Origin of the sequence: Pedobacter sp. D749 (assembly GCF_019317285.1) — a bacterium.
In the GTDB taxonomy this organism is placed as follows: Bacteria; Bacteroidota; Bacteroidia; order Sphingobacteriales; family Sphingobacteriaceae; genus Pedobacter.
Genome location: NZ_CP079218.1, coordinates 3621414 through 3646523 on the forward strand (window position 1 = coordinate 3621414; position 25110 = coordinate 3646523).

The 25110-nt window shown below is 38.4% G+C and carries 17 protein-coding genes; 15 read left to right on the forward strand and 2 right to left on the reverse strand.

What is annotated here, in order from left to right; all coding sequences use genetic code 11:
- Positions 1 to 131: 131 nt before the first annotated feature.
- The 8 genes from KYH19_RS14555 (at position 132) to KYH19_RS14590 (ending at position 13080) form a co-directional block, all read left to right on the forward strand.
- A complete protein-coding gene (locus KYH19_RS14555; protein ID WP_219075642.1) occupies positions 132 to 3146 on the forward strand; it encodes a TonB-dependent receptor in 3015 nt (1004 codons plus the stop codon).
- Positions 3147 to 3157: 11 nt separating this feature from the next.
- Positions 3158 to 4639 carry a RagB/SusD family nutrient uptake outer membrane protein gene (locus KYH19_RS14560; RefSeq protein ID WP_132402587.1) on the forward strand — a complete coding sequence of 494 codons (1482 nt, stop codon included), beginning with the start codon at positions 3158 to 3160 and terminating at the stop codon, positions 4637 to 4639.
- 65 nt (positions 4640 to 4704) lie between these two features.
- Entirely contained in the window at positions 4705 to 6078 is a 1374-nt protein-coding gene (locus KYH19_RS14565; protein ID WP_219075643.1) for a glucoamylase family protein, read from the forward strand.
- A 58-nt stretch (positions 6079 to 6136) separates the two neighbouring features.
- Positions 6137 to 6538 carry a hypothetical protein gene (locus KYH19_RS14570; RefSeq protein WP_219075644.1) on the forward strand — a complete coding sequence of 134 codons (402 nt, stop codon included), beginning with the start codon at positions 6137 to 6139 and terminating at the stop codon, positions 6536 to 6538.
- Positions 6539 to 6552: 14 nt separating this feature from the next.
- Complete coding sequence (locus tag KYH19_RS14575; protein ID WP_219075645.1) at positions 6553 to 8307, forward strand: family 43 glycosylhydrolase; 1755 nt, start codon at positions 6553 to 6555, stop codon at positions 8305 to 8307.
- 72 nt (positions 8308 to 8379) lie between these two features.
- Positions 8380 to 10677: a beta-glucosidase BglX gene (gene bglX, locus KYH19_RS14580; RefSeq protein WP_219075646.1), complete on the forward strand. Its 2298-nt coding sequence runs from the start codon at positions 8380 to 8382 to the stop codon at positions 10675 to 10677.
- Positions 10678 to 10881: 204 nt separating this feature from the next.
- A complete protein-coding gene (locus tag KYH19_RS14585) occupies positions 10882 to 11661 on the forward strand; it encodes a prolyl oligopeptidase family serine peptidase (protein WP_219075647.1) in 780 nt (259 codons plus the stop codon).
- A 30-nt stretch (positions 11662 to 11691) separates the two neighbouring features.
- Entirely contained in the window at positions 11692 to 13080 is a 1389-nt protein-coding gene (locus tag KYH19_RS14590) for an amidohydrolase family protein (RefSeq protein ID WP_219075648.1), read from the forward strand.
- A gap of 219 nt (positions 13081 to 13299) precedes the next feature.
- On the opposite strand, the gene KYH19_RS14595 is transcribed toward KYH19_RS14590, so the two are convergent.
- Both KYH19_RS14595 and KYH19_RS14600 read right to left on the reverse strand, forming a co-directional pair.
- A complete protein-coding gene (locus KYH19_RS14595; protein WP_029274031.1) occupies positions 13300 to 14028 on the reverse strand; it encodes a YebC/PmpR family DNA-binding transcriptional regulator in 729 nt (242 codons plus the stop codon).
- A gap of 74 nt (positions 14029 to 14102) precedes the next feature.
- A complete protein-coding gene (locus KYH19_RS14600; protein ID WP_219075649.1) occupies positions 14103 to 15047 on the reverse strand; it encodes an NAD-dependent epimerase/dehydratase family protein in 945 nt (314 codons plus the stop codon).
- Positions 15048 to 15377: 330 nt separating this feature from the next.
- Here KYH19_RS14600 and KYH19_RS14605 point away from each other — a divergent pair, with 330 nt between their 5' ends.
- The 7 genes from KYH19_RS14605 (at position 15378) to KYH19_RS14635 (ending at position 25106) form a co-directional block, all read left to right on the forward strand.
- On the forward strand, positions 15378 to 15902 hold the full coding sequence (locus KYH19_RS14605; RefSeq protein ID WP_255562428.1) for an RNA polymerase sigma-70 factor: 525 nt from the start codon (positions 15378 to 15380) through the stop codon (positions 15900 to 15902).
- Positions 15903 to 16007: 105 nt separating this feature from the next.
- Positions 16008 to 17030, forward strand: coding sequence for a FecR family protein (locus tag KYH19_RS14610; RefSeq protein ID WP_219075651.1), 1023 nt, complete (start codon positions 16008 to 16010; stop codon positions 17028 to 17030).
- Between the two features lie 195 nt (positions 17031 to 17225).
- Positions 17226 to 20156 (forward strand): TonB-dependent receptor domain-containing protein, encoded by a 2931-nt coding sequence (locus KYH19_RS14615; RefSeq protein WP_219075652.1) that lies wholly within the window; start codon positions 17226 to 17228, stop codon positions 20154 to 20156.
- Positions 20157 to 20203: 47 nt separating this feature from the next.
- Complete coding sequence (locus tag KYH19_RS14620) at positions 20204 to 21109, forward strand: sugar phosphate isomerase/epimerase (protein ID WP_219075653.1); 906 nt, start codon at positions 20204 to 20206, stop codon at positions 21107 to 21109.
- A gap of 278 nt (positions 21110 to 21387) precedes the next feature.
- Entirely contained in the window at positions 21388 to 21972 is a 585-nt protein-coding gene (locus KYH19_RS14625; protein ID WP_121283593.1) for a gluconate 2-dehydrogenase subunit 3 family protein, read from the forward strand.
- A 25-nt stretch (positions 21973 to 21997) separates the two neighbouring features.
- Positions 21998 to 23698: a GMC oxidoreductase gene (locus KYH19_RS14630; protein WP_219075654.1), complete on the forward strand. Its 1701-nt coding sequence runs from the start codon at positions 21998 to 22000 to the stop codon at positions 23696 to 23698.
- A 250-nt stretch (positions 23699 to 23948) separates the two neighbouring features.
- Positions 23949 to 25106, forward strand: coding sequence for a Gfo/Idh/MocA family protein (locus KYH19_RS14635; protein ID WP_121283595.1), 1158 nt, complete (start codon positions 23949 to 23951; stop codon positions 25104 to 25106).
- Positions 25107 to 25110 lie beyond the last annotated feature (4 nt).

Below are 25110 nucleotides of genomic sequence, written 5' to 3' on the forward strand. Positions count from 1 at the left end.
CGCATTTGGTTTAATGAATTGAGATACCCCACAAACCTGTATGATGTATTAATGTAGAGGTAAAAACACTTGCACATCAGCAAAAACAACCTCACATTTAACTAACAATTAAACTAAATTTATAATAAAGCATGAAAAGAATCTTTACAAGACTTTCTGTTCTCGCTGCACTTTGTTTGCTAACAATTAACGTAGCATTTGCGCAAAACATTACCATAAAAGGTAAGGTAATTGATGGGGGTGACAAAACACCTTTACCTGGCGTAACTATATTAGTTAAGGGCACACAAACAGGCACTCAAACAGATGCGAACGGCGGTTACTCCCTTAGTGCGCCGGCCAACGCCACATTAGTATTTAATTTTGTAGGCTATACAGCACTTGAGCAGGCTGTAAACAATCAAACAACAATTAATGTATCATTAGCATCATCAACACAACAATTAGAGCAGGTTGTGGTTGTGGGTTATGGTACACAAAGAAAAATTGATGTTACCGGATCTGTGGCTTCAGTTAAAGGAGAAGATATCAACAAGCAACCTTCTACCAACCCAATTAGTGCTTTGCAAGGTAAAGTTGCCGGGGTTTCAATCAGTAATAACGCCACTCCAGGTTCTGCACCGCAGATCACGATTCGTGGAACAGGAACTATTTATGGCAATACCGGACCATTATATGTGGTTGATGGTGTTTGGTATGATGACATTACCTTTTTAAATCCTGCAGATATCGCGAGCATCAACATCCTTAAAGATGCTTCAAGTCAATCTATATATGGAGTTAGAGCTGCTAATGGTGTTGTATTGGTTACTACAGTTAAAGGTAAAAATGGAAATGCAACTGTTAATTACAATGGAACAGTTGGTCTACAAAGCGTAACTAACCAGGTTAAAATGACCAATGCAAGCGAGTATGCAACAGCTGTAAATGAAGCTTACGCAATAAATAAAGCAGCTAACCCATTGTTTTCAAGTACAAATTTAGGCGAAGGTACAGATTGGTACGATCAGATTCTACGTAACGCCATGATCAATAACCATCAGGTTTCTATTAATGGTGCAAGTGAAAAATCAAGTTATAACTTTTCATTAGGCTATGTTAATCAGGATGGGATTATTACAAATAACAATTATAAACGGTATACCGCCCGTTTATCTAATGACTTTCAGGTTTCCAAAAACTTAAAAGTCGGATATAATGTTACCGGAAGTTCAAGCAAATCAAACAATGCTCCAGCATCAATTTACCGTGCTTTATACACAGCTTCTCCTGTTGTACCTGTATTTAATGCTGACGGTAGTTATGGGGATCCAGCTAGTTTTCAACTTGGTAATGGAAGTAATGTAAATCCTCAAGCTACAATAGATTTTAATAACAGCATCACTTCAAAATATAGAGTTACCGGGAATGTTTATGCAGAATTAAAATTTGCCAAGCATTTTACCTTTAAAACAAGTGCTGGTGGTGATTTTGGACAAGAAGAAAATAGAATCTATACCCCACAATACACTGCTACTACTGGACAAAACAGTAATATAAGTACACTTTCAATCGGTAGAGTAGAAACTAGAAATTGGATTTTAGAAAATACCTTAACATATGAGAACAAATGGAATGATCATAGTTTAACCATCTTAGCAGGACAAACTGCGCAGCGCTATAAATCTTATACCATTACTGGAACAGCACAAAATGTACCCTTTGCTAAAGAAGGAGATTTGTATTTAAGCCTAGGCAATGCGGCAGGTAGAACCATTGAAGATAAAGGCTCATTAAACACGGCAACTTCTTATTTCGGTAGAATTAACTACGGTTTCAAAAACAAGTATTTATTAAATGCTTCTTTAAGAGGTGATGCAGCCTCACAATTTTTCGGTGGTAGTGATTTATGGGGATATTTTCCATCAGTTGGTGCCGGCTGGGTAATAAGCAACGAAGATTTCATGAAAGATCAAAAGATCTTTAGCAACTTAAAATTACGTGGTAGCTGGGGTAAGGTAGGTAATGCAGGTGTTCCGATTAACCCTACAACCTTAACGGTAAACCAAAGTGCAGCTTTAATTGCCTTTTACAACGGGATTGCCAACACAGGTGCAAGTGTAACTACAATTGTTCCTCCAGCACTTTTCTGGGAGCGTAGTGCGGGAACGGATATTGGCTTAGAGATGGGCTTTTTAAACAATAGATTATCAGTTGAAGCCGATTATTATAACAGAAAAACGGAACAGGCTATTTTCAACATTCCAATTTTAGGCTCGCTAGGCACATCAAATAGTGTATTATTAGGCAATCAAGCCGATTTCAGAAACCGTGGTTTTGAATTATCTGCCACATGGTCTGATAAAACTTCTGGTGGTTTAACCTACTCAATTAGTGGCAACATTGGTATTAACAACAATAAGGTATTAAATGTAACTTCTGGTTCAAATCCGATTGATGCAGGAGGCGATGGTTTAAACAATGCTGTAGTTCCAACAAGAACAGTGGTAGGTATGCCGATCGGTTCTTTCTTCGGTTATCAGGTAGTTGGGATTCTCCAAACTGCACAAGAAGCAGCTGCTTCGGGTATGCCTGGTGCAAGAGCCGGTGATTTTAGATATGCCGATTTAAATGGAGATGGAATTGTTGATCAAAAGGATAAAACATTTATAGGCAATCCTAATCCTAAATATACCTATGGTGTAAATACAAATTTCGCGTACAAAAACTTCGATTTAACGCTTGATATTCAAGGCGTAGCAGATGTAGATGTATTTAATGCTAACCTGGGTAACAGATTTGGTAACGAGAACTATACCAAAGACTTTTACGATAACAGATGGACAGGACCTGGATCAACCAACACTTATCCATCAACAAGTTTAGCCGGTGGAAATAATAACCAAACCAATTCATTTTATGTTGAAAGCGGTGCTTACATAAGACTGAGAAATATTCAATTGGGTTATAACCTGCCTCAATCACTAGTATCTAAATGGAAAATGCAGAAATTAAGGGTATTTGCTAATGCACAGAATGCGGTTAATTTGTTTGGATATAAAGGTTTTACTCCAGAGGTTGGAGGTGTACCAACAAAAGCAGGTATAGATTTCAATGTATATCCAATGTTTGCTACCTATAACATCGGTATAAACTTAACCTTTTAATTGATTTGAATATGAAAACATATATAAATATAAGTTTACAAAAATGGTGTGCAGTTGGTGTATTATCAACTTTAATATTTGCATCATCTTGTAAAAAAAGCTTTTTAGATGTCGATCCACAAGGTCAGCAAGCCGCCCAACAATTCTGGAAAACACAAGAAGATGCCACCAAAGGCGTAAATGCCATATATGCAAATTTACGTACCTGGGAAAATCTGGCTTTTCCTGCTTTAGCCATCGAAAGTACAGGATCTGATGAAGCGGATAAAGGTAGTACTCCAATAGATGCTCCATTTTTTGACTTGTATGACACCTTTACCGTTACCTCTTCTGAAGGAAGTTTACAGAGTTTCTGGACAGGTCAATACAGAAATATAAACCTTTGTAACCAGGTTTTAGATAACATCCCTAATATTTCAATGGATGAAAGTTTAAAAACCCGGTATTTGGCTGAGGCAAAATTTGTTAGGGCTTATTCTTATTTCAGACTCGTTAGGGCTTATGGCGGTGTTCCTTTAAGATTAAAAGTCCCCGCTGACGCATCCGAATACAATATCCCTAGAGCAGATAAAGCAACTGTTTATGCGCAAATTGAAAAAGATTTAAACGAAGCCGCAGCGGCATTACCAGCATCCTATGGCGCTTCAGATATCGGTAGGGCTACAAAAGGTGCAGCCATTGGTATGCATGCTAAAGTAGCCATGTATCAACAAAAGTGGAATGATGTTTTATCGTTGACCAATCAGGTAATCGGTATGGGTTATTCACTTTTCCCTGATTTTGAGAAAGGATTTCGTACCCAAAATGAGAATAATGTTGAATCATTATTTGAGGTTCAATGTGAATTCCTTGCAGGAAATAACGATGCATCAAACTCTCAATACAGTCAGGTGCAAGGTGTAGCTGGAGAGCCAGCTGGAGGTTGGGGATTTAATACTCCATCTGCAGAACTAATTGCTGCTTTTGAGCCAGGTGATCCAAGAAAAGAGGCAACCATTCTATTTCCTGGAGAAACAACTCCACAAGGAGATCATATCAAATCTAATATTATAAACATAGGCTACAATCAAAAATCTTATGTTCCTTTTGGAATGTTTGTTTCGGGTAACCAAGGTTCTCAGCAAAATTTCAGGGTATTAAGATTTGCCGATATTTTATTAATGAATGCTGAAGCAGCTAATGAGCTTAATAATACATCACTTGCACTAACATCATTAAATAAAGTTCGTGCACGTGCAAGAGGTACGGCCACAGGTATTCTTCCTGATGTTACAACTACTGATAAAGTAGCACTTCGAGCTGCAATTTATAAAGAAAGACAAGTTGAATTAGCTTTAGAAAATGACAGACTTTTTGATGTAATCCGTCAAGGAAGAGGCGCTGAAGTTTTTGGTGTTAAAGGCTTTAAAGCCAATAAAAATGAAGTGTGGCCAATTCCACAAACAGAAATTGATTTAAGTGGTGGTTTGTTAACGCAAAACCCTGGTTACTAAAATTATTTTTTTTGATAAAGGTTGTCAGCAAATGCTGGCAACCTTTTCTTCCTTACCCTAATAATATGCTAAACATTATCCCAAGCAAAATTACTTGCCTACTGATAACAATCTTGTGTCCTTTTTTGCTCTTTGCAGCTTGTAATAAAAGCAAAAACACAACTGATGTTCCTGATTTAACGATTAAAAAAAACCTTTCCGATATTGAATTATTGGATCTCGTTCAAAAACAGACCTTCCAATACTTTTGGGATGGTGCCGAACCAACATCAGGTGCAAGCAGAGAGCGTTTCCATGTTGATAATGTTTATCCGGAAAATGATAAAAACACAGTAGCTACAGGTGCAACAGGTTTTGGTTTAATGGCCATTTTGAGTGGGATTGACAGGAACTATGTAACCAAAAAAGAAGGATTAGACCGTTTGAATAAAATATTGGATTTCCTATCCAAAGCCGATCGTTTTCATGGTGCATGGTCGCACTGGATAAATGGTGAAACAGGCAAAGTACGTCCATTCGGGCAAAAAGACAATGGAGGTGATTTAGTGGAGACTTCATTTGTTGCGCAGGCTTTAATCTGTATCAACGAATATTATAAAAATGGTTCTGAAACCGAAAAAGCATTAGCAAAAAAAGCCGATGACCTATGGAAGGGTATCGATTTTAATTGGTTCCGTAACGGACAAAACGTATTGTACTGGCATTGGTCGCCAGAGTATAACTGGGAAATGAACTTCCCGGTAAAAGGCTATAACGAATGTTTAATCATGTACGTAATGGCAGCTTCCTCCCCTACTCATACCATACCCGCCGAAGTTTATCACGAAGGTTGGGCAAGAGGAGGAGCAATTAAAGCAGATTTCGATCTTTATGGACATCATATTCCATTAGATTATCAAGGTGCAAAAAATTCTGTGGGTCCATTATTTTGGGCGCATTATTCATATTTAGGTTTAAATCCTAAGGGATTAAAAGACCGATATGCCGATTATTGGCAAAACAACGTCAATCAAACACTGGCCATACACGATTACTGTGTAGCCAATCCAAAGAAATTTAAAGGTTATGGCGAAAATAGCTGGGGTTTAACAGCAAGTTACTCGGTAAAAGGTTATGCCGCCCACAGCCTTCAGGAAGATTATGGTGTAATCTCCCCTACCGCGGCTATTTCTTCAATCCCATATACTCCAAAAGAATCGATGAAGGTAATCAGACACCTTTACGAGGATTTGGGCGATAAGGTTTGGGGCAAATACGGTTTTTATGATGCCTTTTCAGAAACAGATAACTGGTATCCTAAAAGATATCTGGGCATTGATCAGGGCCCAATGGTCGTAATGATCGAAAATTATCGTTCAGGTCTGCTATGGAAGTTATTTATGGGAAATAAAGATGTTCAAAATGGTTTAAAGAAATTAGATTTCCAGTTTCAGCCATAATATTGAATTGTATATAAATGTTTAGCCATCATATATTTTAAATTAAATCTACAGAACCATGAAAAAAGTAATTTTAATATTAACAGCAATGATAGGATGTGTAATCCTAAACTCAAGTTTTACTTCCATATCCAATGCTAAACATAAAACCACAAAAGCAAAATTTGCTACTGTAAATGTAACGGCCACCAACTCAACCAGTGATGGTGTGTATGTAAGATTAGAAAATAATACCAGTGGCGGTGCTTATGTTTTCTTTATCCAGCCCAATTCTCCAAACGGAACGGTAATCGGACAGATACCAGAAAACAGCGACAGTTATACCGTAAAATTAACCTCAACTGGTGGCGCCCATGATATGTGGGTTTACTGGGAGCATCAATCGCATGTTACCGGACTAAGCGTTAGCGGCATGTCGATAGGATGTTCGAGCTGCGCCAGAATAAATATTTTTAATTAATATCAAAGCGAATAATGGCTAAACATTTATTCAGAATATTTTTAATAATAACACTGCTTTGCGGTAAGTTTACAGCTTCTGCACAGCAAAAAACCTACTGCAATCCTATCAACGTAGATTATGGTTATACACCTTTCGAATCTTTTACCGAATGGGGCAAGCACCGCGCTACTGCCGATCCGGTAATCGTAAATTATAAAGGTGATTTTTACCTTTTTAGTACGAACCAATGGGGTTACTGGCACAGCGCCGACATGCTGAACTGGAAATTCCATGAAAGAAAGTTTCTTCGCCCATGGAATAAAACCAAAGACGAACTCTGTGCACCTGGTGTAGGCATTATTGGCGATACCATGGTGGTTTTCGGGAGTACTTACACTAAAAACTTCACCTTATGGGGCAGTACCGACCCTAAAGGCAATAAATGGTTTCCATTGGTTGATTCTTTAGAAATAGGCGGTTGGGATCCATCATTCTTTACCGACGACGATGGCAAATTTTACATGTACAACGGTAGCAGCAATAACTACCCCATGTACGGTGTAGAATTAGATCGTAAAACTTTTCAACCAAAAGGCACCCGCACACCAATGTACCTGCTTGAAAGCTGGCGATATGGATGGCAACGTTTTGGCGAATATATGGACAATACATTTCTTGATCCTTTTGCCGAAGGTGCCTGGATGACTAAACATAATGGTAAATATTATTTCCAATACGGTGCACCGGGAACCGAATTTAGTGGATATTCAGACGGCGTGGTAGTGGGTACCAAACCTCTTTTCTATGATACGCCTACAACCCCACAATCCGATCCTTTGAGTTATAAAGGCGGCGGATTTTCTCGCGGTGCTGGTCATGGCGCAACCTTTCAGGACAATAGCAAAAATTACTGGCATATTTCTACCAGTATCATCTGTGTAAAAAATACCTGGGAACGCCGAATGGGGATTTGGCCTACTGGTTTTGATCAAGACGACGTAATGTGGACCAATACTGCCTTTGGCGATTACCCACTTTATTTACCGGCTGAAAGAAAAGAAGGCGGACCTACAGGGCCAGGCTGGATGCTCATCAATTATAAAAAACCGGTAACCGTTTCTTCTACTCTGGGAAGCTTTAATGCCAATAATGCGGTTGACGAAAGCATTAAAACTTATTGGAGTGCAAAAAGCGCAAACAATGAAGAGTGGATCCAGACTGATTTGGGAAGCCTTGCTACCGTTAATGCCATCCAGATTAATTATGCCGATCAGGATGCTGAATTTTTAGGAAAACAGACCGGAATTTACCATCAATATCAAATTCTTTCCTCAACAGATGGAAAAAAGTGGAGTGTTTTGGTGGATAAAAGCCGGAATAAAACAGACGTTCCGCATGATTACATTGAACTCCGGAAACCAGTAAAAACCAGGTTCATCAAAATGGTAAACATCCACATGCCTACCGGAAAATTTGCCATTAGTGGTTTGCGTGTTTTTGGGAATGGAAATGGTGAGAAACCGACAAAGGCGAAAAATCTGATCGTTTTAAGGACAGAAAAAGACAAACGCAGTGCCTATATTAAATGGGAGCCTGTTGATAATGCCTTTGCTTATAACCTTTATTACGGTACCGCACCTGATAAACTATACAACTGCATTATGATCCACGATTTTAATGAATATTGGTTTAAAGCAATGGACAGCCAGAAAGCTTATTATTTTTCTATAGAAGCAATAAACGAGAACGGCGTATCTGTAAAAACCGATGTAAAGAAAGTTGATTAAAATAAATGCTCATGCTCGTTTGTAACGAGTACCAGCTAAAAGTTGATTAATAAAGAATAAAACACATATATAATGAAGAGAGCGAATATCCTGGTTGTTTTTTTAACCCTGCTGGTACTGAACGGATCGGCACAGACCAAAAAGCCTGTTTCAGCAGAAGAGGCGAAGATGAACACCTTCATCAGCAACCTGATGGCGAAAATGACTGTTGATGAAAAAATTGGCCAGCTGAATTTGCCAAGTTCTGGAGATATCACCACAGGACAGGCCAACAGCAGCGACATTTCTAAAAAAATTAAAGCCGGACAAGTTGGTGGTTTATTCAACATCAAAGGGGTAGATAAGATCAAAGCGGTCCAAAAAATAGCTGTGGAAAACAGCCGTATGAAAATTCCGTTGCTTTTCGGAATGGATGTTATCCATGGATACAATACCGTTTTCCCAATCCCTTTAGGCGTTAGCTGTATCTGGGATATGGCAACCGTGCAAAAATCGGCACGTATAGCTGCAATTGAAGCCAGTGCAAGTGGTATCAACTGGACTTTCTCTCCTATGGTTGACATTTCGAGAGATCCACGCTGGGGCCGTATTTCTGAAGGCAGCGGAGAAGATGCTTATTTAGGCTCACAAATTGCCGCAGCAATGGTAAGAGGCTATCAGGGAAAACTCCAGGCCAATAATGAAATTTTAGCCTGTGTAAAACATTATGCGCTGTATGGTGCCGCTGAAGCTGGTAGAGACTATAATACCACAGATATGAGCAAAGTACGCATGTACAACGAATATTTTCCGCCATACAAAGCCGCTGTTGATGCAGGAGCAGCCAGCATTATGGCTTCTTTTAATGAAGTTGACGGCATTCCAGCTACAGGAAGCAAATGGTTAATGACGGATGTTTTGCGTAACCAATGGGGTTTTAAAGGCTTTGTAGTAACCGATTATACTGGTATCCCTGAAATGATTGCACATGGCATGGGCGATCTACAAACTGTTTCTGCCCTGGCATTAAATGCTGGCGTTGATATGGATATGGTGGGTGAAGGCTTTTTAGGCACTTTAAAAAAATCTTTAGCTGAGAAAAAAGTAGGTATCGCTCAGATCGATAGGGCCTGTAGATTAGTACTTCAGGCAAAATACAAATTGGGTTTATTTACCGATCCTTATAAATTTTGTAATGCAGAAAGAGCAGAAAAAGAGGTTTTTAGTCCGGCTAACCGCCAGGTGGCACGCGAAGTTGCAACAGAAAGTTTTGTGCTGTTGAAAAATAACAACCACCTGCTTCCATTAAAAAAATCAGGCACCATTGGATTAATCGGCCCTTTGGCAGATAATACAGCCAATATGTATGGTACCTGGAGTGTTGCTGCCCTTTTTGACAAGTCGGTAACCGTACTTCAAGGTTTAAAAAATGCCTTGGGTAATAATGCAAAAATATTAACCGCTCGCGGTGCCAACTTCCTGGCAGATTCTGCTATGGAGCAGCGTTATGTAAACATCCACAACCCAACATACAAACGTGATCCACGTACTGAAGCCGAAATGATTAAAGAAGCTTTAGAAGTGGCGAAAAAATCAGATGTTATTGTAGCTGCTATTGGCGAAGGTTCTGAATTTACAGGCGAAAGTAGTAGTGTAACCGATATCCAGATCCCTGAAACACAGAAAAACCTTTTAAAAGCTTTGGCTAAAACAGGTAAGCCAGTAGTATTAGTGCTGTTTACAGGCCGTCCATTGGCATTGAATTGGGAACAGCAAAATATCCCGGCGATTTTAAATGTATGGTTCCCGGGCAGTGAAGCTGGAAATGCAATTGCTGATGTACTTTTCGGCGATGTTAATCCATCGGGTAAGCTGAGCGCAACTTTTCCTCAGAATGTGGGTCAGGTGCCTTTGTATTATGCACACAAAAATACCGGCCGCCCATTGGCTGAAGGTAAATGGTTCGAAAAATTCCGCTCCAACTATTTAGACGTAAGCAATGATCCATTATATCCGTTCGGTTTTGGTTTAAGTTATACATCATTTAATTATAGTGATGTTAAACTAAGCGCCAATACGTTAAGCAAAGGAAAATCGATCACGGCATCGATTACTTTAAGCAATACAGGCAAATATGACGGCAAAGAAGTTGTTCAATTGTACATTCAGGATCTTGTTGGAAGTATTACCCGCCCGGTTAAAGAGCTCAAAGGTTTCCAAAAAATTAATTTAAAAGCCGGAGAAAGTAAAACCATTACTTTCAACATTTCGGAGAACGACCTTAAATTTTACAATTCCGCGCTAAAATTCGTGGCAGAATCTGGTGATTTCAAGGTATTTATTGGTACAAATTCACGCGATGTAAAAGAAGCATCTTTTACGTTGAAATAAAGACAATTAGGTTTGGTTATAAACCCTGAGCTATTGTAAAGTAGCCAGGGTTTTCTATTTTTGTTGAATAAAATTATCATGAGTTACCAAACACACCCTATAAAAACAAGTGATGAGAACTTCATCACCACAATAAACAAATCGAACTTGCGAGCTCAGTAATACCAGACAAAACAATAAATAACTAATTAATAAATAAAACAGATGAAAAAGATTATTCTAACCATTTGCATTCTTTTTTCTGTACTCTTTTTAAACGCTCAGGACTTAAAAAAATATGACAGGGGAAGCTTTATTAAAGGAAAGGATTCTATTTACTACAGGATTTTATTTCCAGAAAATTTTAATCCCGACCAAAAATATCCAATCGTTTTCTTTTTGCACGGAAGTGGAGAAAGAGGTAATGATAACGCCAGTCAACTGGTTCATGGCGGAAAACTGTTTCTAAAAAGTGACGTTCGCAAAAATTTCCCTGCTATTGTAGTTTTTCCTCAATGTCCACAGAATGATTTTTGGGCCAATGCCAATTTTGGTCAGGATGCCAAAGGCAAAAGAAAAATCAGTTTTGTTGAAGGTGGTAAACCCACCAAAGTAATGCATGCACTGCAGGGAATGGTTAAAGATTTCCTCAAAAAACCTTTTGTAGATAAAAACCAGGTTTATGTTGGTGGCTTATCAATGGGTGCAATGGGTACGTACGAGCTGTTAAGAAGAGAACGCCGTAAATTTGCCGCAGCTATTGCAATTTGTGGTGGCGATAATACCAATAACATTAAAAAATATCAGAAAACACCATTGTGGATCTTTCACGGTGCAAAAGATGACATTGTAGATCCGGCATTCTCAATTGCCATTGCTGAACGTTTAAAAACCGTTGGCGACGAGGTGAAATTTACACTTTACCCTAACGCAAACCACAACAGCTGGGACAGTGCCTTTGCCGAACCGGAATTATTGCCCTGGTTGTTTTCGCATAAGAAATAGCTAAACTAAAATTCGCAAATCGCCAAATTTATGACAAAATCCGTTTTAATCTATTTCATTCTCACACTATTTTTGGCATGCAAATCGATTAAAAACTATGATCTCATTATTACTAATGCAAAGGTTTTAAACATCAAAACCGGAGAGATAAAAAACAATCAAACTATTCTTATTTCAAATGGATATATCGAAGAAATAGAAAGTAGTTCAAATTCATTCCAAGGCAAACAATACATAGATGCAAAAGGTCAATTAGTGAGCCCTAGCTTTATAGATACCCATATTCATCCTACAGATATTTTAGGTGATTATGAAAAAGCGCCGATTACTTTAAATAAAGATAGCTTAAATCATTATCGGCAAAAAATTTCAAACGAATATTTACCTTACGGAACAACTACCGTATTAACAATGGGGCAACCAGAAAAATGGCTTACCCCACTTTTAGAGTGGCAAAAAAGGACTAACCCAAACTATATTGATTTTTATATAAGTGGTGGCGCATTAATTTCTAAGGAAAATAGAGTGCCATATATTGCCCACACAGAAGTTGTAACAGCAAAAAAAACAAAGCAAAAAATCTTACAATATTACAATCTTGGAATTCGCCATTTAAAACTCTACTATCGCTTAAAAGAACCAGAATTTTCTGTTGCTGTCAAAACAGCAGATAGTTTGAAGATGAAAGTATACGGCCATATTGGTGATTTTAGTCCGGAATATTTAACGATCAAACAAACATTAAAAATTGGATTAACAAATTATGAACATCTTGCGACTATTCCCAATAGTGTTATTATAAGTGATGTAGATAAAGCAAAAGTTTACAAACAATTTAAAGATAACTTTGGAGAAATAAATAGCGAAAGCAAATTATTAGATTTTTTTTTAGAACAATACAGATTTATTGATGAAAATAAAAAACCAGAGATAGAAAATTTAATAAAAAACCTTTCAGATAAAAAAGTAACCATCTCAACAACTATTCATAGATTATACGAACAGATAGCAGCAACTTATTTTACCAACAAAAAAGATACAACTCTTACGCCAAAACAACTTAAGAGATTAACAGAAAATTTTGCAATTATGATGAAGTATGCTAAAATAATGCAAGAAAGTGGGATTAAAATAAGATTAGGATCTGACATGCCAAATGGCGGAAAGGTAAATATTTCTGAATTAATAATTTTAGCAAAATACGGATTCAACATTATTGATATTTTCAGAATATCAAGCTACAATGGTGCTGAGGCAATAGGAATTGAAAATCAAACAGGCTCAATAGAAAAGGGTAAAAAAGCAGATCTTATTTTATGGAGTAAAAATCCATTTGATAATTACGAAAATTTTAATTCAAAAATCATAATTATCAAAGACGGAAAGGTGTATAAAAAAATGAATGCTCAACCTGATTAATCGACCTCATCTGGCCTTGGCGTCTCGCTTAGACCGTAGTTTTTTGCCATAGAAACGAAATTAATTGAGAAGTTTTAGCAAGACGCTAAGACCAGACAATAGAAAGTAGGTTAAATTAAACCTCGCAGGTTTTAAAAACCTGCGAGGTCTAAACACCACAAAACCAAAAAAGGTCCCGATATAAAACCGGAACCTTTTCTGTACATATTCTAATTGATATTACTCCGCCATATTGTGATAAACCGCCTGCACATCATCATCTTCCTCCAACTTATCGATCAATTTCAAAACATCAGCTGCCTGCTCTTCTGTTACCTCATGGTGAGATAAAGCAATGCGCTCTAATTTTGAACTTTTTAACTCGATGCCTTTCTCTTCTAAAGCTTTTTGTAAAGAACCAAAGTTTTCGAATGCACCCTGCGCTACCGCAATATCGTTTCCTTCTTCATCGGCCTCAACATAAAGTTCTTCTAAACCAGCATCAATTAATTCGAACTCTAATTCTTCCAGATCTAAACCTTCAGCAGGTACAAAACGGAAAACAGATTTGCGGTTAAAAACAAAGTCTAATGATCCGGTTTTGCCCAAAGAGCCGTCAGTTTTGTTAAAATAACTACGAACGTTTGCTACAGTACGGTTGGTATTATCAGTAGCTGTTTCAATTAAAACGGCAACACCGTGTGGCGCATAACCTTCGTATACAATTTCCTCGTAATTGGCCATCGATTTATCAGAAGCACGCTTAATTGCTGCCTCTACCCTATCTTTTGGCATGTTTACCGCTTTTGCATTTTGCATAGCTGTACGTAAACGGGAATTTGTTTCCGGATGAGGCCCAGATTCCTTAACCGCCATTACAATATCTTTACCAATACGCGTAAACTGAACCGCCATTTTGGCCCAACGCTTAAATTTTCTCTCTTTTCTAAATTCGAATGCTCTTCCCATTATTTTAGTATTGAGATATGAGATGTGAGATGTGAGACCTTAAGCCTTCAACCTTCAAACCCTCTACCTTTATATTATTTTTTTAAATTATTTAACATGTCAGTTGTCAGTTTCGATAAATCGAACTCTGGTTTCCATCCCCAGTCTTTTGCTGCATAATTATCATCGATAGAACGTGGCCAGCTATTTGCAATTTGCTGACGGGGATCGTTGGCGCTGTAAGTTAGCGTAAAATCCGGAATATGTTTTCTGATTTCAGCGGCTAAAACTTCAGGTGTAAAACTTACCCCACCAAAATTATAGCTACTACGCACTGAAATCTGATCTGCAGGTGCATCCATCAGTTCAATTGTTCCGCGGATAGCATCATCCATATACATCATTGGTAATTCTGTTTCCGCATTTAAGAAACTCTGGTAACTACCTTTCTTCAACGCATCGTGGAAAATGTGGATCGCATAATCTGTTGTACCACCTCCAGGAGCAGCTTTCCAGCTAATTAATCCCGGATAACGGATACTACGTACATCCAAACCATATTTTTGATTGTAATATTCGCACCAGCGCTCACCTGCTAACTTGCTGATTCCATAAACGGTGTTTGGATCCATTACACAATATTGAGCGGTATTATCTTTTGGCGAATTTGGTCCAAATACGGCGATAGAACTCGGCCAATATACTTTTGCTGTTTTATATTCTAAAGCTAAATCTAAGACGTTCAGTAAACCGTTCATATTTAAATCCCAGGCCAGCTTTGGATTTTGCTCACCTGTAGCTGATAATAAAGCTGCTAAGAGGTAAACCTGTGTTGGTCTGTATTTATGAAAAATGCCATTGATCATTTCCTTATCAAGCACATTCACAAATTCAAACGGTGCAGAGTTTTTGATATCATAATCCGGCCTGCGTATATCGCATGCAACAACATGATCATCACCATATATTTTACGTAACATGGTTACCAACTCGGTACCAATTTGCCCGTTAGAGCCTAAAACAACAATTTTTTCGTGCATATTTTTTTTGAGATTGAGCAAAGGTAAAAAAATGAGATAAAAGGCAATAAAATATTTATAGATAAGAAAGGGTTAATCGGTTAATTGTTTGAACTGGTTAATTGCAGACCAGGTTTATTAACTGTTGGATTGCTAAATTGTTAACTGCAAATTGGCAACTAAAAAATATTGAGCATGGATTAATTGTTAAATTGTAAGCTGTAAACTGCCAACTGAAACATGTGAACTGTGAACTGAAACTTTCAACATTATTTTATACATTTACTACACGCTTATCGAATAACCAAATAATAAATGACTCACCGAGAGCCTGAAAAATCTAAAGATTTAATGAATCGTCTAAAGTTGGGCGATAAGCAGGCTTACGAAAAAATATATTTCGCCTACAGTAACGAGCTGTTATTAGCTGCCTACAAAAAAACAGGCGATAAGGTAATCGCTGAAGAACTGGTACAGAATATCTTCATCTCTCTTTGGGAAAAACGGCAGGAAGCACAGATCAGTAATCTCCAGGCCTATTTGTTCGGGGCTTTGAAGTTAAGTGTAATCAACCACATCAGGAGTCAGGTGATGCAGAATAAATACATGGAGTACCAAACCCTGACCTATTCAGAAAACCATCAGGATACCGCGAATCTGGTCGATCTTCATGATCTTTCTTCCATTATCGAAAAAGGCATTAATTCGCTACCCGAAAAAACACAGGAGATCTTCAGAATGAGCCGTTATCAACACCGATCTACCAAAGATATTTCTACTGGTTTAAACATCTCCGAAAAGACTGTAGAATACCATATCACCCAATCTATTAAGAGGATAAAAGAATACATTAAAAATTTTTACATCTTTTTATAGCTGATTACCAGCACATTAAAAATTATTTCTATTTTTATCACGCACAGCTTTAGGGTTTCGCTCCAGTTGTGTTACTTGTATAGTATAAGGCCAAATATTCTTTTTATGAACCAGAAATCATTTTACGATTTACTAAGCCGTTACGAAAACGGAAATTGTACTGAAGCTGAAAAGCTTTGGGTAGACAAATGGTATCATAACTTAAATAACCAGAATTTTAAAGATTTATCATCAACTGCGCTCGAAGAAATGCAGGTGAATACCTGGCTTAACATCAATAACGTTGAAAGCAAACCTACACCAGCGCTTAAGGTTAAAAGGCTTTGGCCAAAAATAGCTATTGCAGCATCTATAATCATTGCATTTTTTATTGCCGGTTTATATTTAAGTAGTTACAATCATGCTGAACAATCTTTCATTGATGAAAATGAAGGCTTAAATTTAATCAGCAAAACGAATGAGAGCGATAGCAGCCTGGTGATATCACTCAGTGATGAAAGTACAGTAACACTTAAACCACAGGCGAACATTATTTACCCAAAGGTTTTTGCAGCTAACAAAAGAACGGTTTATTTAAAAGGAAGTGCATTTTTCTCGGTAAGTAAAAATCCTAAGCGTCCTTTTTATGTGTACAATCAAAAATTGGTTATTCGTGTTTTGGGTACCAGCTTCTGGGTAAAATCATCAACAGATAAACTTCCGGCTCAGGTTGCGGTAAGAACAGGAAAAGTTCAGGTAGCTGAAAATCAGAAAAGCTCACTCTTCACTTTCGATAAAGAAAAACTGGCTAAACCAATTCTGCTGACACCAAACCAAAAGGGCATTTTTGCCGACCACAAATTAAATAAAACATTGGTAAGCAAGCCTATTCCATTGGCCGAAGCTTATAACATCCCCACAAAACTGAGCTATAATTTTAAAGAAGAAAGCATTAAAGAAATTTTCAAAACCTTATCTGAAGCTTACGGGATAAAGATAAAATCGGATAATGAGCAGATTTCGACCTATACCTTTACCGGTGATTTAAGCAAAAAAGGGCTCTACGAGCAGCTCGACCTGATCTGCGGAACCATCTCAAGCAAATATTACATCCAGGGAACCAGCATTGTGGTTTCCAATAAAAACTAACCAAATATATAAACATGATGAAGAAAAACCACAACACCAACAGCCCATAGCCGCGGCTTCATTTTCCATAATATTTTTCTAAAAAACAAAGCCGACAATGTGGGGCATTGCCGGCGAGTTAAATACATCAGAAATGTATTCATGGTATTTCTATGTCCAATAAATCCAATCATTTAATGAACAATAACCAAATTTATGAAAAAAAATCAACTTATTTCGCTGGCGATATATGCAATGAGAGTTTCGATTTACCAAATACTTGCAATAATAATTTTTACTTGTGGTGCTTTTGCCAAAAATGTCGACGCCCAGGATTTTCTGAATAAGTCAATTTCGATCAAAGCCGATCAAACAGATATTAAAACCATTATTGAAAAAACAGAACACTTAGCCAATGTTAAATTTGTTTACAGTCCGCAATTAATAAACTCCAATCGTAAAGTTTCTATTAATGTGGTCAATCAAAAGCTTAAATACTTTCTTGAGAATTCGCTAAAACGTTATGACGTGGGATATAGGATAGTTAAAGATCAGATTTTGCTCTATTCTATTCCCGCCAATAACAACCTCGAACTTTTAAAAGCTTTCGAAGGCATTGTAACCGGAAAAGTAACCGATAGCAAAGGTAATCCTATTCCAGGCGTTTCGGTTACCGTAAAAGGAAAATCAATCGGAACCACCACCGACGAAAATGGTGCTTTCGCTTTGAAAGGCTTAACGGTTGATAGCCGCGTGCTCGTCGTGAGATATGTAGGTTTCATATCTAAAGAAGTTAACCTGTCTCCCGGCAATGCCGATGAAAACCTGAGCATCAGCCTATCAGAAGATAACCTACAGTTAGAGAGTGTGATGGTAACCGGTGGTAATCCGAAGAAAAAATTAGAAAGCAGTGTGGCCTTAACCTCGGTGAGTAATAAAGATATCACCAACAGGGCACCATTAAACAGTACCGATTTATTAAAAGCTATACCAGGCTTAACCGTAGAAAGTACGGGTGGCGATGGCCCGGGCAATGTTTGGGTAAGGGGCTTTCCACAACAGGGCGGTTATATTTTCTTAGGTATACAAGAAGATGGTTTACCGCTTTTACCTACAGGTTTCAATACCAACCCATCTATAGATCAGTATTATAAAACAGATTTAACCATTCAGAATATCGAAGCAATTAGAGGGGGAAATGCCTCAATTATTCAGGCCAATACGCCAGGTGCCGTAGTAAACAACATCAGTTACGTGGGCGCCGATAAACAATATGGCCAGTTTAAATTTACCACAGGTTTTTCACAAGGCTTATACCGCTTTGATGGGAATACCGGAGGAAAAATAAACAACCAGATCAAATACAATATCGGTGGTTTTTACCGTACCGATAATGGTGTGGTAGATCAGGGCTTTAATCCGGCCAACCAAGGTGGACAGATTAAAGGCAACATGACGTTTAATTTCAAAAACAATAAAGGCTTTTTCAGGGTGTATGGTAAATACCTGAATGATAAAGTGCAGTTCTTATTAACTAGTTATTACCCTTACGATGGTACCGGGAAGCCAACTACTTACCGCGATTATAATCTGGCTTCACAATCAATTGTTCCCGTTCAAACAGATTGGAGCTACAATGATCCTACAACAGGCCTGCATAATTTTACTCTAACAGACGGTATCCATACCAAATTGGGTTCAGCTGGTTTCCAGTTCAACTACCTAACTGATAGCGGCTGGCAGATTGTGAACAATTTCCGTTATCAAAATACCCATACAAACTCAACATATACCGTTCCAGCAGGGATTACAGCGAGAACAGCGGCCACACCTTACTATTATCCGGGAGGCGCAGTTGCACCGTTTGTTACCGGAGATTATGCAATTACCTCAACAGCACAGGGGCAAATTAACAGCGATGTTCAAATTATTGATTACCTGGATCTGAAAAAGACCTTTAAAAATCATAGTTTAAATATCGGCGCAGGTATTCATCAATACAATCGAGACGATTTACGCTATGCATTTAGATCTTTCACAGAATTTAAGGAGCACCCGAGTATTATCTTGCAGTCGCCAACAGCAGCAGAAAGAACAATTCAAACCAAAAACACCTTTATTGGCGATACCAGAACATTATCAGCTTATGTTGGCGATGAGATTAAAATATCCGAAAAATGGCGTTTAGATATTGGAGCCAGAATTGATAACCAGAATGTTAAGGGAGATAGGCCTTATTATGCGCTTAATGCAAATGGCACGGTAAATATTACAGCGCCAGCAACTCCAACTATATTGGGTTATACCAGCTATGATGAAACACTAACCAACTGGGCAGCATCAATAGGCGCAAATTATAAAATAAGTACTACTGCAAGTATGTTTGCGAGGGCTACAAAAGCTTATAACGCACCAAATATAGGCGATTACAATGCTTCAGGATATAATGGCGCAAATATTAAAAAACGCCCGGTGTATTTAGGTGAAATAGGTTTTAAATATGCTAAAAACAACCTGGCAATTTTTGCATCAGGAAGTTATTCTGCAATTAAAAACACATCGTTAACCATTAATGTGCCTACTACAGCAGCTGGAACACAAGCATTGGTAGCCTTTGGCTCTACACGCACCTGGAGTGCCGAATATGAAGTTTCTTACAAAATATTCAAACCACTAAGCTTGCGCTTAACCGGAACACTGCAAGATTCTAAATACACAGATTACGAAGCAAATACAAGCGGAAATGCCGCAGTAGCAGCCGAATTCGGTGACCGTGTATATAGTTTTACTGGCAAAAGAACCGAAAGGGTACCTGTATTGAATACGGAGCTAGGAGCCAACTACGATTACAAAAACTTTAACCTGTATATAGCAGCCAATTATGTTGGCAGTCGCTTTACCTCACCTAGCGACAGTTATGAACTTCCATCCTATGTGGTAATGAAAGCCGGTGCAGGTTATAATTTTACAAAAAAGATTTCAATAAGATTCTGGGCAGACAACCTGTTAAATGCAAAAGTGCTCACAGAGGGCGATGTTCGTGGAGATCAGTTCAGAGATTTCTCAACCGTAACCCCTGGCACATTAATGATTGGCAGAACTTTACTTCAACGTACCTTCTGGGGATCATTAGCTTATTCATTTTAACAAATAAAACCGGAGTTCACGCTCCGGTTTTTTTATTCTAAAACATCATGACAACAAGAAGATCATTTTTACAAAAAATAAGCTTTGCCGGTGCAGCAGCTTTTTTAAGTCCATCCGTTATTACAACGGCTTTGGCACAATCAGCTAAGATTTCAAAAATCGGAATTGGTCTTTTCACCCTACGCGAACAATTAACGGCAAATGTAAAGGCCACTATTGAACAGGTAGCCAAGATCGGCTATAAGCAAGTTGAAACCTATTACGGCTATCCGGGTAAATATGAAGTAAAAGGATTCTGGGGACTGGAAGCCAAAGATTTTAATGCATTATTAAAAGCCAACGGTCTCTCCTCTCCCAGCGGTCATTACAACGTAACGGAGTTTTTATCCTCTGGCGACGATAAAGTATTAAAATCGCACATCGAAACCGCTGCGACTGTTAACCAGGAATATTTTGTTATCCCTGCTTTGCCGACCGATATCAGAACCAATGGAACATTGGATGATTATAAACGTATGGCTGCAAAATTTAACCAGGCAGCCGAACTTTGCCAAAAATCAGGCTTAAAATTGGCCTACCACAACCATAACTTCGAATTTAAAGATCAGGGGAATGGCGTAACAGGTTACGAAACCTTGCTTACAGAAACCGACACCAATATGGTCGGTTTTGAGCTCGATATCTTTTGGGCGGTAAATGCAGGTTTAAACCCGGTTGATATGTTCAAGAAAAATCCGGGCCGTTATAAAATGTTTCATGTTAAGGATATGGACAAAGCAGATAAAGCCGTTTTCGTAGAAGTGGGGTCTGGCAGGATCGATTTCAAAAGCATTTTTGCCGCATCAAAATTAGCTGGTGTAGATTATATTTTTACTGAGCAGGACATCATTAAAAAGGAACCCTACGAGAGTATTACTGAAAGTTATAATTACATTAGAAAAAATCTGCTTTAGTCCGGTTTTATCCTTAAAAATCTATGTTTTTGAATATATTAGTACATAATATGTAAGCCTATACTAAATGTATTTTTTACACCAAGTAAATTTGAGATTAAAACATAGTTTAAACGTCATATAGCCCACAAAATGATTGTTATTTGGAATAATTCTACACAGTAACAATCCTATTGCCAACTGATAATTAAACTTAAAAAATTTATTGTTTACGCGATATTTTTTCTAATATTACTAATTGAACACATAAATAACCAAAATATAAAATCATAAAGACGATGCACAGAAGAGAAGCACTCAAAAACGTTGCATTTTTGCTGGGAGGAGCAATCTCGGCAAGTACAATGGGCGTGTTATTTGAAAGTTTTACACTCCCCGAAAATGAAAAAAACTTCGTAAGCTATTCACTTGAAGACGAAAAGATCTTTGCAGAATTTGCTGATGTTATTGTTCCGACAACCAAATCATCTGCAGGTGCCAAAGCCGCAGGTTTAGGTAAGTTTATTCCAATGATGATGAAAGATTGTTATCCTGCCACCATGCAAACCTCCTTTGCACAAGGCTTTAAAGATCTTCAGGCAAAATCAATGAAAGATTTCGGAAAAAGCTATGTCACTTTAACACCAGCCGACCGCAAAAAGCTAATGATCGATTTGAGAGCAATCGCACTTGCACAAAAAGATGGCAAATCAGAAGAGAACAAAGATTTAGCTTACTTTTTTATCACTGCAAGAGATTTAACCTTACTCGGTTACTATTCTTCAGAAATTGGTTGTACCAAAGCGAGGGAATATGTCCTTATTCCGGGCCGATATGATGGCAATGCGCCTTTAAAACCTGGACAAAGATCCTGGGCAACCTAATTTCTAACAACAACTACAAAACATCATGAATTTAAATACCAATTTAAAAGCAGAAAATACTTACGATGCTATTGTGATAGGATCGGGGATTAGTGGCGGCTGGGCTGCAAAAGAACTTACTGAGAAGGGATTACGTGTATTGATGCTCGAAAGAGGAATGAACATCGAGCACATTACAGGTTACGAAACGGCAATGAAAAATCCATGGGATTTTAAACATGCCGGTAAACTTACCGAAGAGCAAAAACGTACCCACCCGGTACAAAAAAGAGATTACCCTTACCAGGAAGCAAACGAAAAATGGTGGGTAAACGACCTAGAATGCCCTTATACCGAAGATAAACGTTTCGATTGGTACCGCGGTTTCCACGTTGGTGGAAAATCGTTAATGTGGGGTCGCCAGAGTTACCGTTTTAGCGATCATAACTTTGAGGATAACAAAAAAGATGGTCACGGAAATGACTGGCCAATCCGGTACGCCGAACTTTCTCCCTGGTACGATTATGCAGAACGATTTGCTGGCATCAGTGGCTCTAAAGAAAACTGGCCTACCTGCCCAGATGGCGAGTTCCTACCTCCAATGGATTTAAACATTGTCGAAAAATCGGTAAAAGCCCGCGTTGAAGAACATTATAAAAAAGAACGTATCATCATGATTGGCCGGGTTGCCAATCTTACTGTTCCGCACAAAGGCCGTGGCAATTGCCAGTATAGAAATTTATGTAGCCGTGGTTGTCCCTTTGGCGCATATTTCAGTACACAGTCTTCTACCCTACCTGCGGCGATGGCAACAAAACGATTAACGGTTAGACCATACTCAATCGTAAATCATATCATTTACGATAAAGATACCAAAAAGGCAAAAGGTGTAATGGTAATCGATGCGGAGACCAACAAAACAATGGAATTTTATGCAAAAATCGTTTTTGTTAACGGTTCTACATTAGGTTCTACATTCGTGCTGTTAAACTCAACATCCGAAGCCCATCCAAATGGATTAGGTAATGGAAGTGGTCAGTTAGGTCATAACCTGATGGATCATCATTTCCGTTGTGGAGCTAATGGAGAAGCGGAAGGTTTTGATGATAAATACACTTATGGTCGCCGTGCAAACGGAATTTATGTACCAAGGTATCAAAACATTGGTAACGATAAACGCGATTATTTACGTGGTTTTGGTTACCAGGGCGGAGCAAGCAGAAGCAACTGGCAAAGCGATGTGGCCGAGTTATCATTTGGTGCAGATCTGAAACAAAAAATGACCACTCCGGGAAAATGGAACATGGGATTAGGCGGTTTCGGAGAGATGTTGCCTTATTATGAAAACAGGGTATATATTGATAAAACCAAAAAAGATAAATGGGGTCAGCCCGTATTGGCCATTGACTGCGAATACAAAGAAAACGAGAAAAAAATGCGTGTGGATATGATGAATGATGCCGCAGAAATGTTAGAAAAAGCCGGTTTAAAAAACATCAAAACATTTGATAATGGCTGTTATCCAGGCATGGCCATCCATGAGCAAGGAACAGCGAGAATGGGTAACGATCCAAAAACTTCGGTACTGAACAAATGGAACCAGATGCATGAAGTAAATAACGTTTTCGTAACTGACGGATCTTGTATGCCATCAATTGCGTGCCAAAACCCTTCATTAACATTTATGGCATTAACTGCGCGCGCTGCAGATTATGCAGTAAAAGAATTAAAGAAAAAGAATATCTAGAAAGGTTTAAGGCCGCGAAGTATGAGGTTTAAGGTAAAAGGCGTAAGGTAGAAGGTTTAATTGCCCAAAAACCCTACACCTTTTATCCTGAACCTTTTTAAGGTAGAATGCGGAAAGGTTTAATTACCTCAAACCCTACACCTTAAACCCCAACCAAAAACCTAATTAAAAAACAGAGCTAGAGGCGCAAGGTTTAAGGCATAGGAAAATCACCCTAAACCTTTCACCTTACACCTCACACCTTTATAAAATGAAAAGAAAATTAAGAATGGGCATGATAGGCGGTGGAAAAGACGCCTTTATCGGTGCCGTACACCGTTTGGCTGCCAACATGGATGGCCTGATCGAATTATCTGCCGGAGCTTTAAGTGTAAATCCTGAAATTGGATACGAATCCGGAAAAATACTTTTTCTTCCCGATAACAGGATTTACACCAATTACGAAGAAATGCTGACCAAAGAAAGTGAATTGCCAGCAGACGAAAGAATAGATTTTGTAACCATTGTTACTCCAAACTTTGCCCACTTTGCTCCTGCAATGATGGCCCTGGATAAAGGTTTTAACGTTGTAATTGAAAAGCCGATGACTTTGACTTTAGAAGAAGCTAAACAGCTGCAAGCTAAGGTAGAAGAAACCGGACTAACCCTATGTTTAACACACACTTACTCGGGCTACCCGATGGTTAAACAGGCCAAACAAATGGTAAACGAAGGTGAATTGGGTGCCATCCGTAAAATTATTGTAGAATACCCTCAGGGTTGGTTAAGTACCCTATCTGAGCGCGAAGGCAATGCCCAAGCGGCCTGGCGTACCGATCCTTCTAAAACCGGAAAAAGCGGTTGCATGGGCGATATTGGTACACACGCAGCACACCTTGCCGAATACATTTCGGGATTAAAAATCACTAAAATTTGTGCTGATTTAAATATTGTAGTTCCTGGAAGAGCCATTGATGATGACGGTAACGTATTGTTAAAGTTTGATAACGGTGCTAACGGCGTATTGGTGGCCTCACAAATTGCTGCCGGCGAAGAAAATGCACTAAAAATCAGGGTTTATGGTGAAAAAGGTGGTTTAGAATGGCACCAGATGGAACCAAATACACTAATTGTAAGGTGGTTAAATGCGCCTGCCCAGATTTACAGAACAGGTAACGGCTATATGGGGAGTTTTGCAAAACACAATACCCGTACACCAGGCGGTCACCCTGAAGGTTATTTAGAGGCATTTGCCAACATTTATAAAAACTTTGCACTTACTGTAAATGCAAAATTAAATAATGAACAACCTACAGCAGAAATGCTTGATTTCCCTGGCACCTCAGATGGAGTCAGAGGAATGGCATTTATCGAAAATGTGGTGGCTTCAGGCCAATCAGATCAAAAATGGTTCGACTATAAAATATAATCCG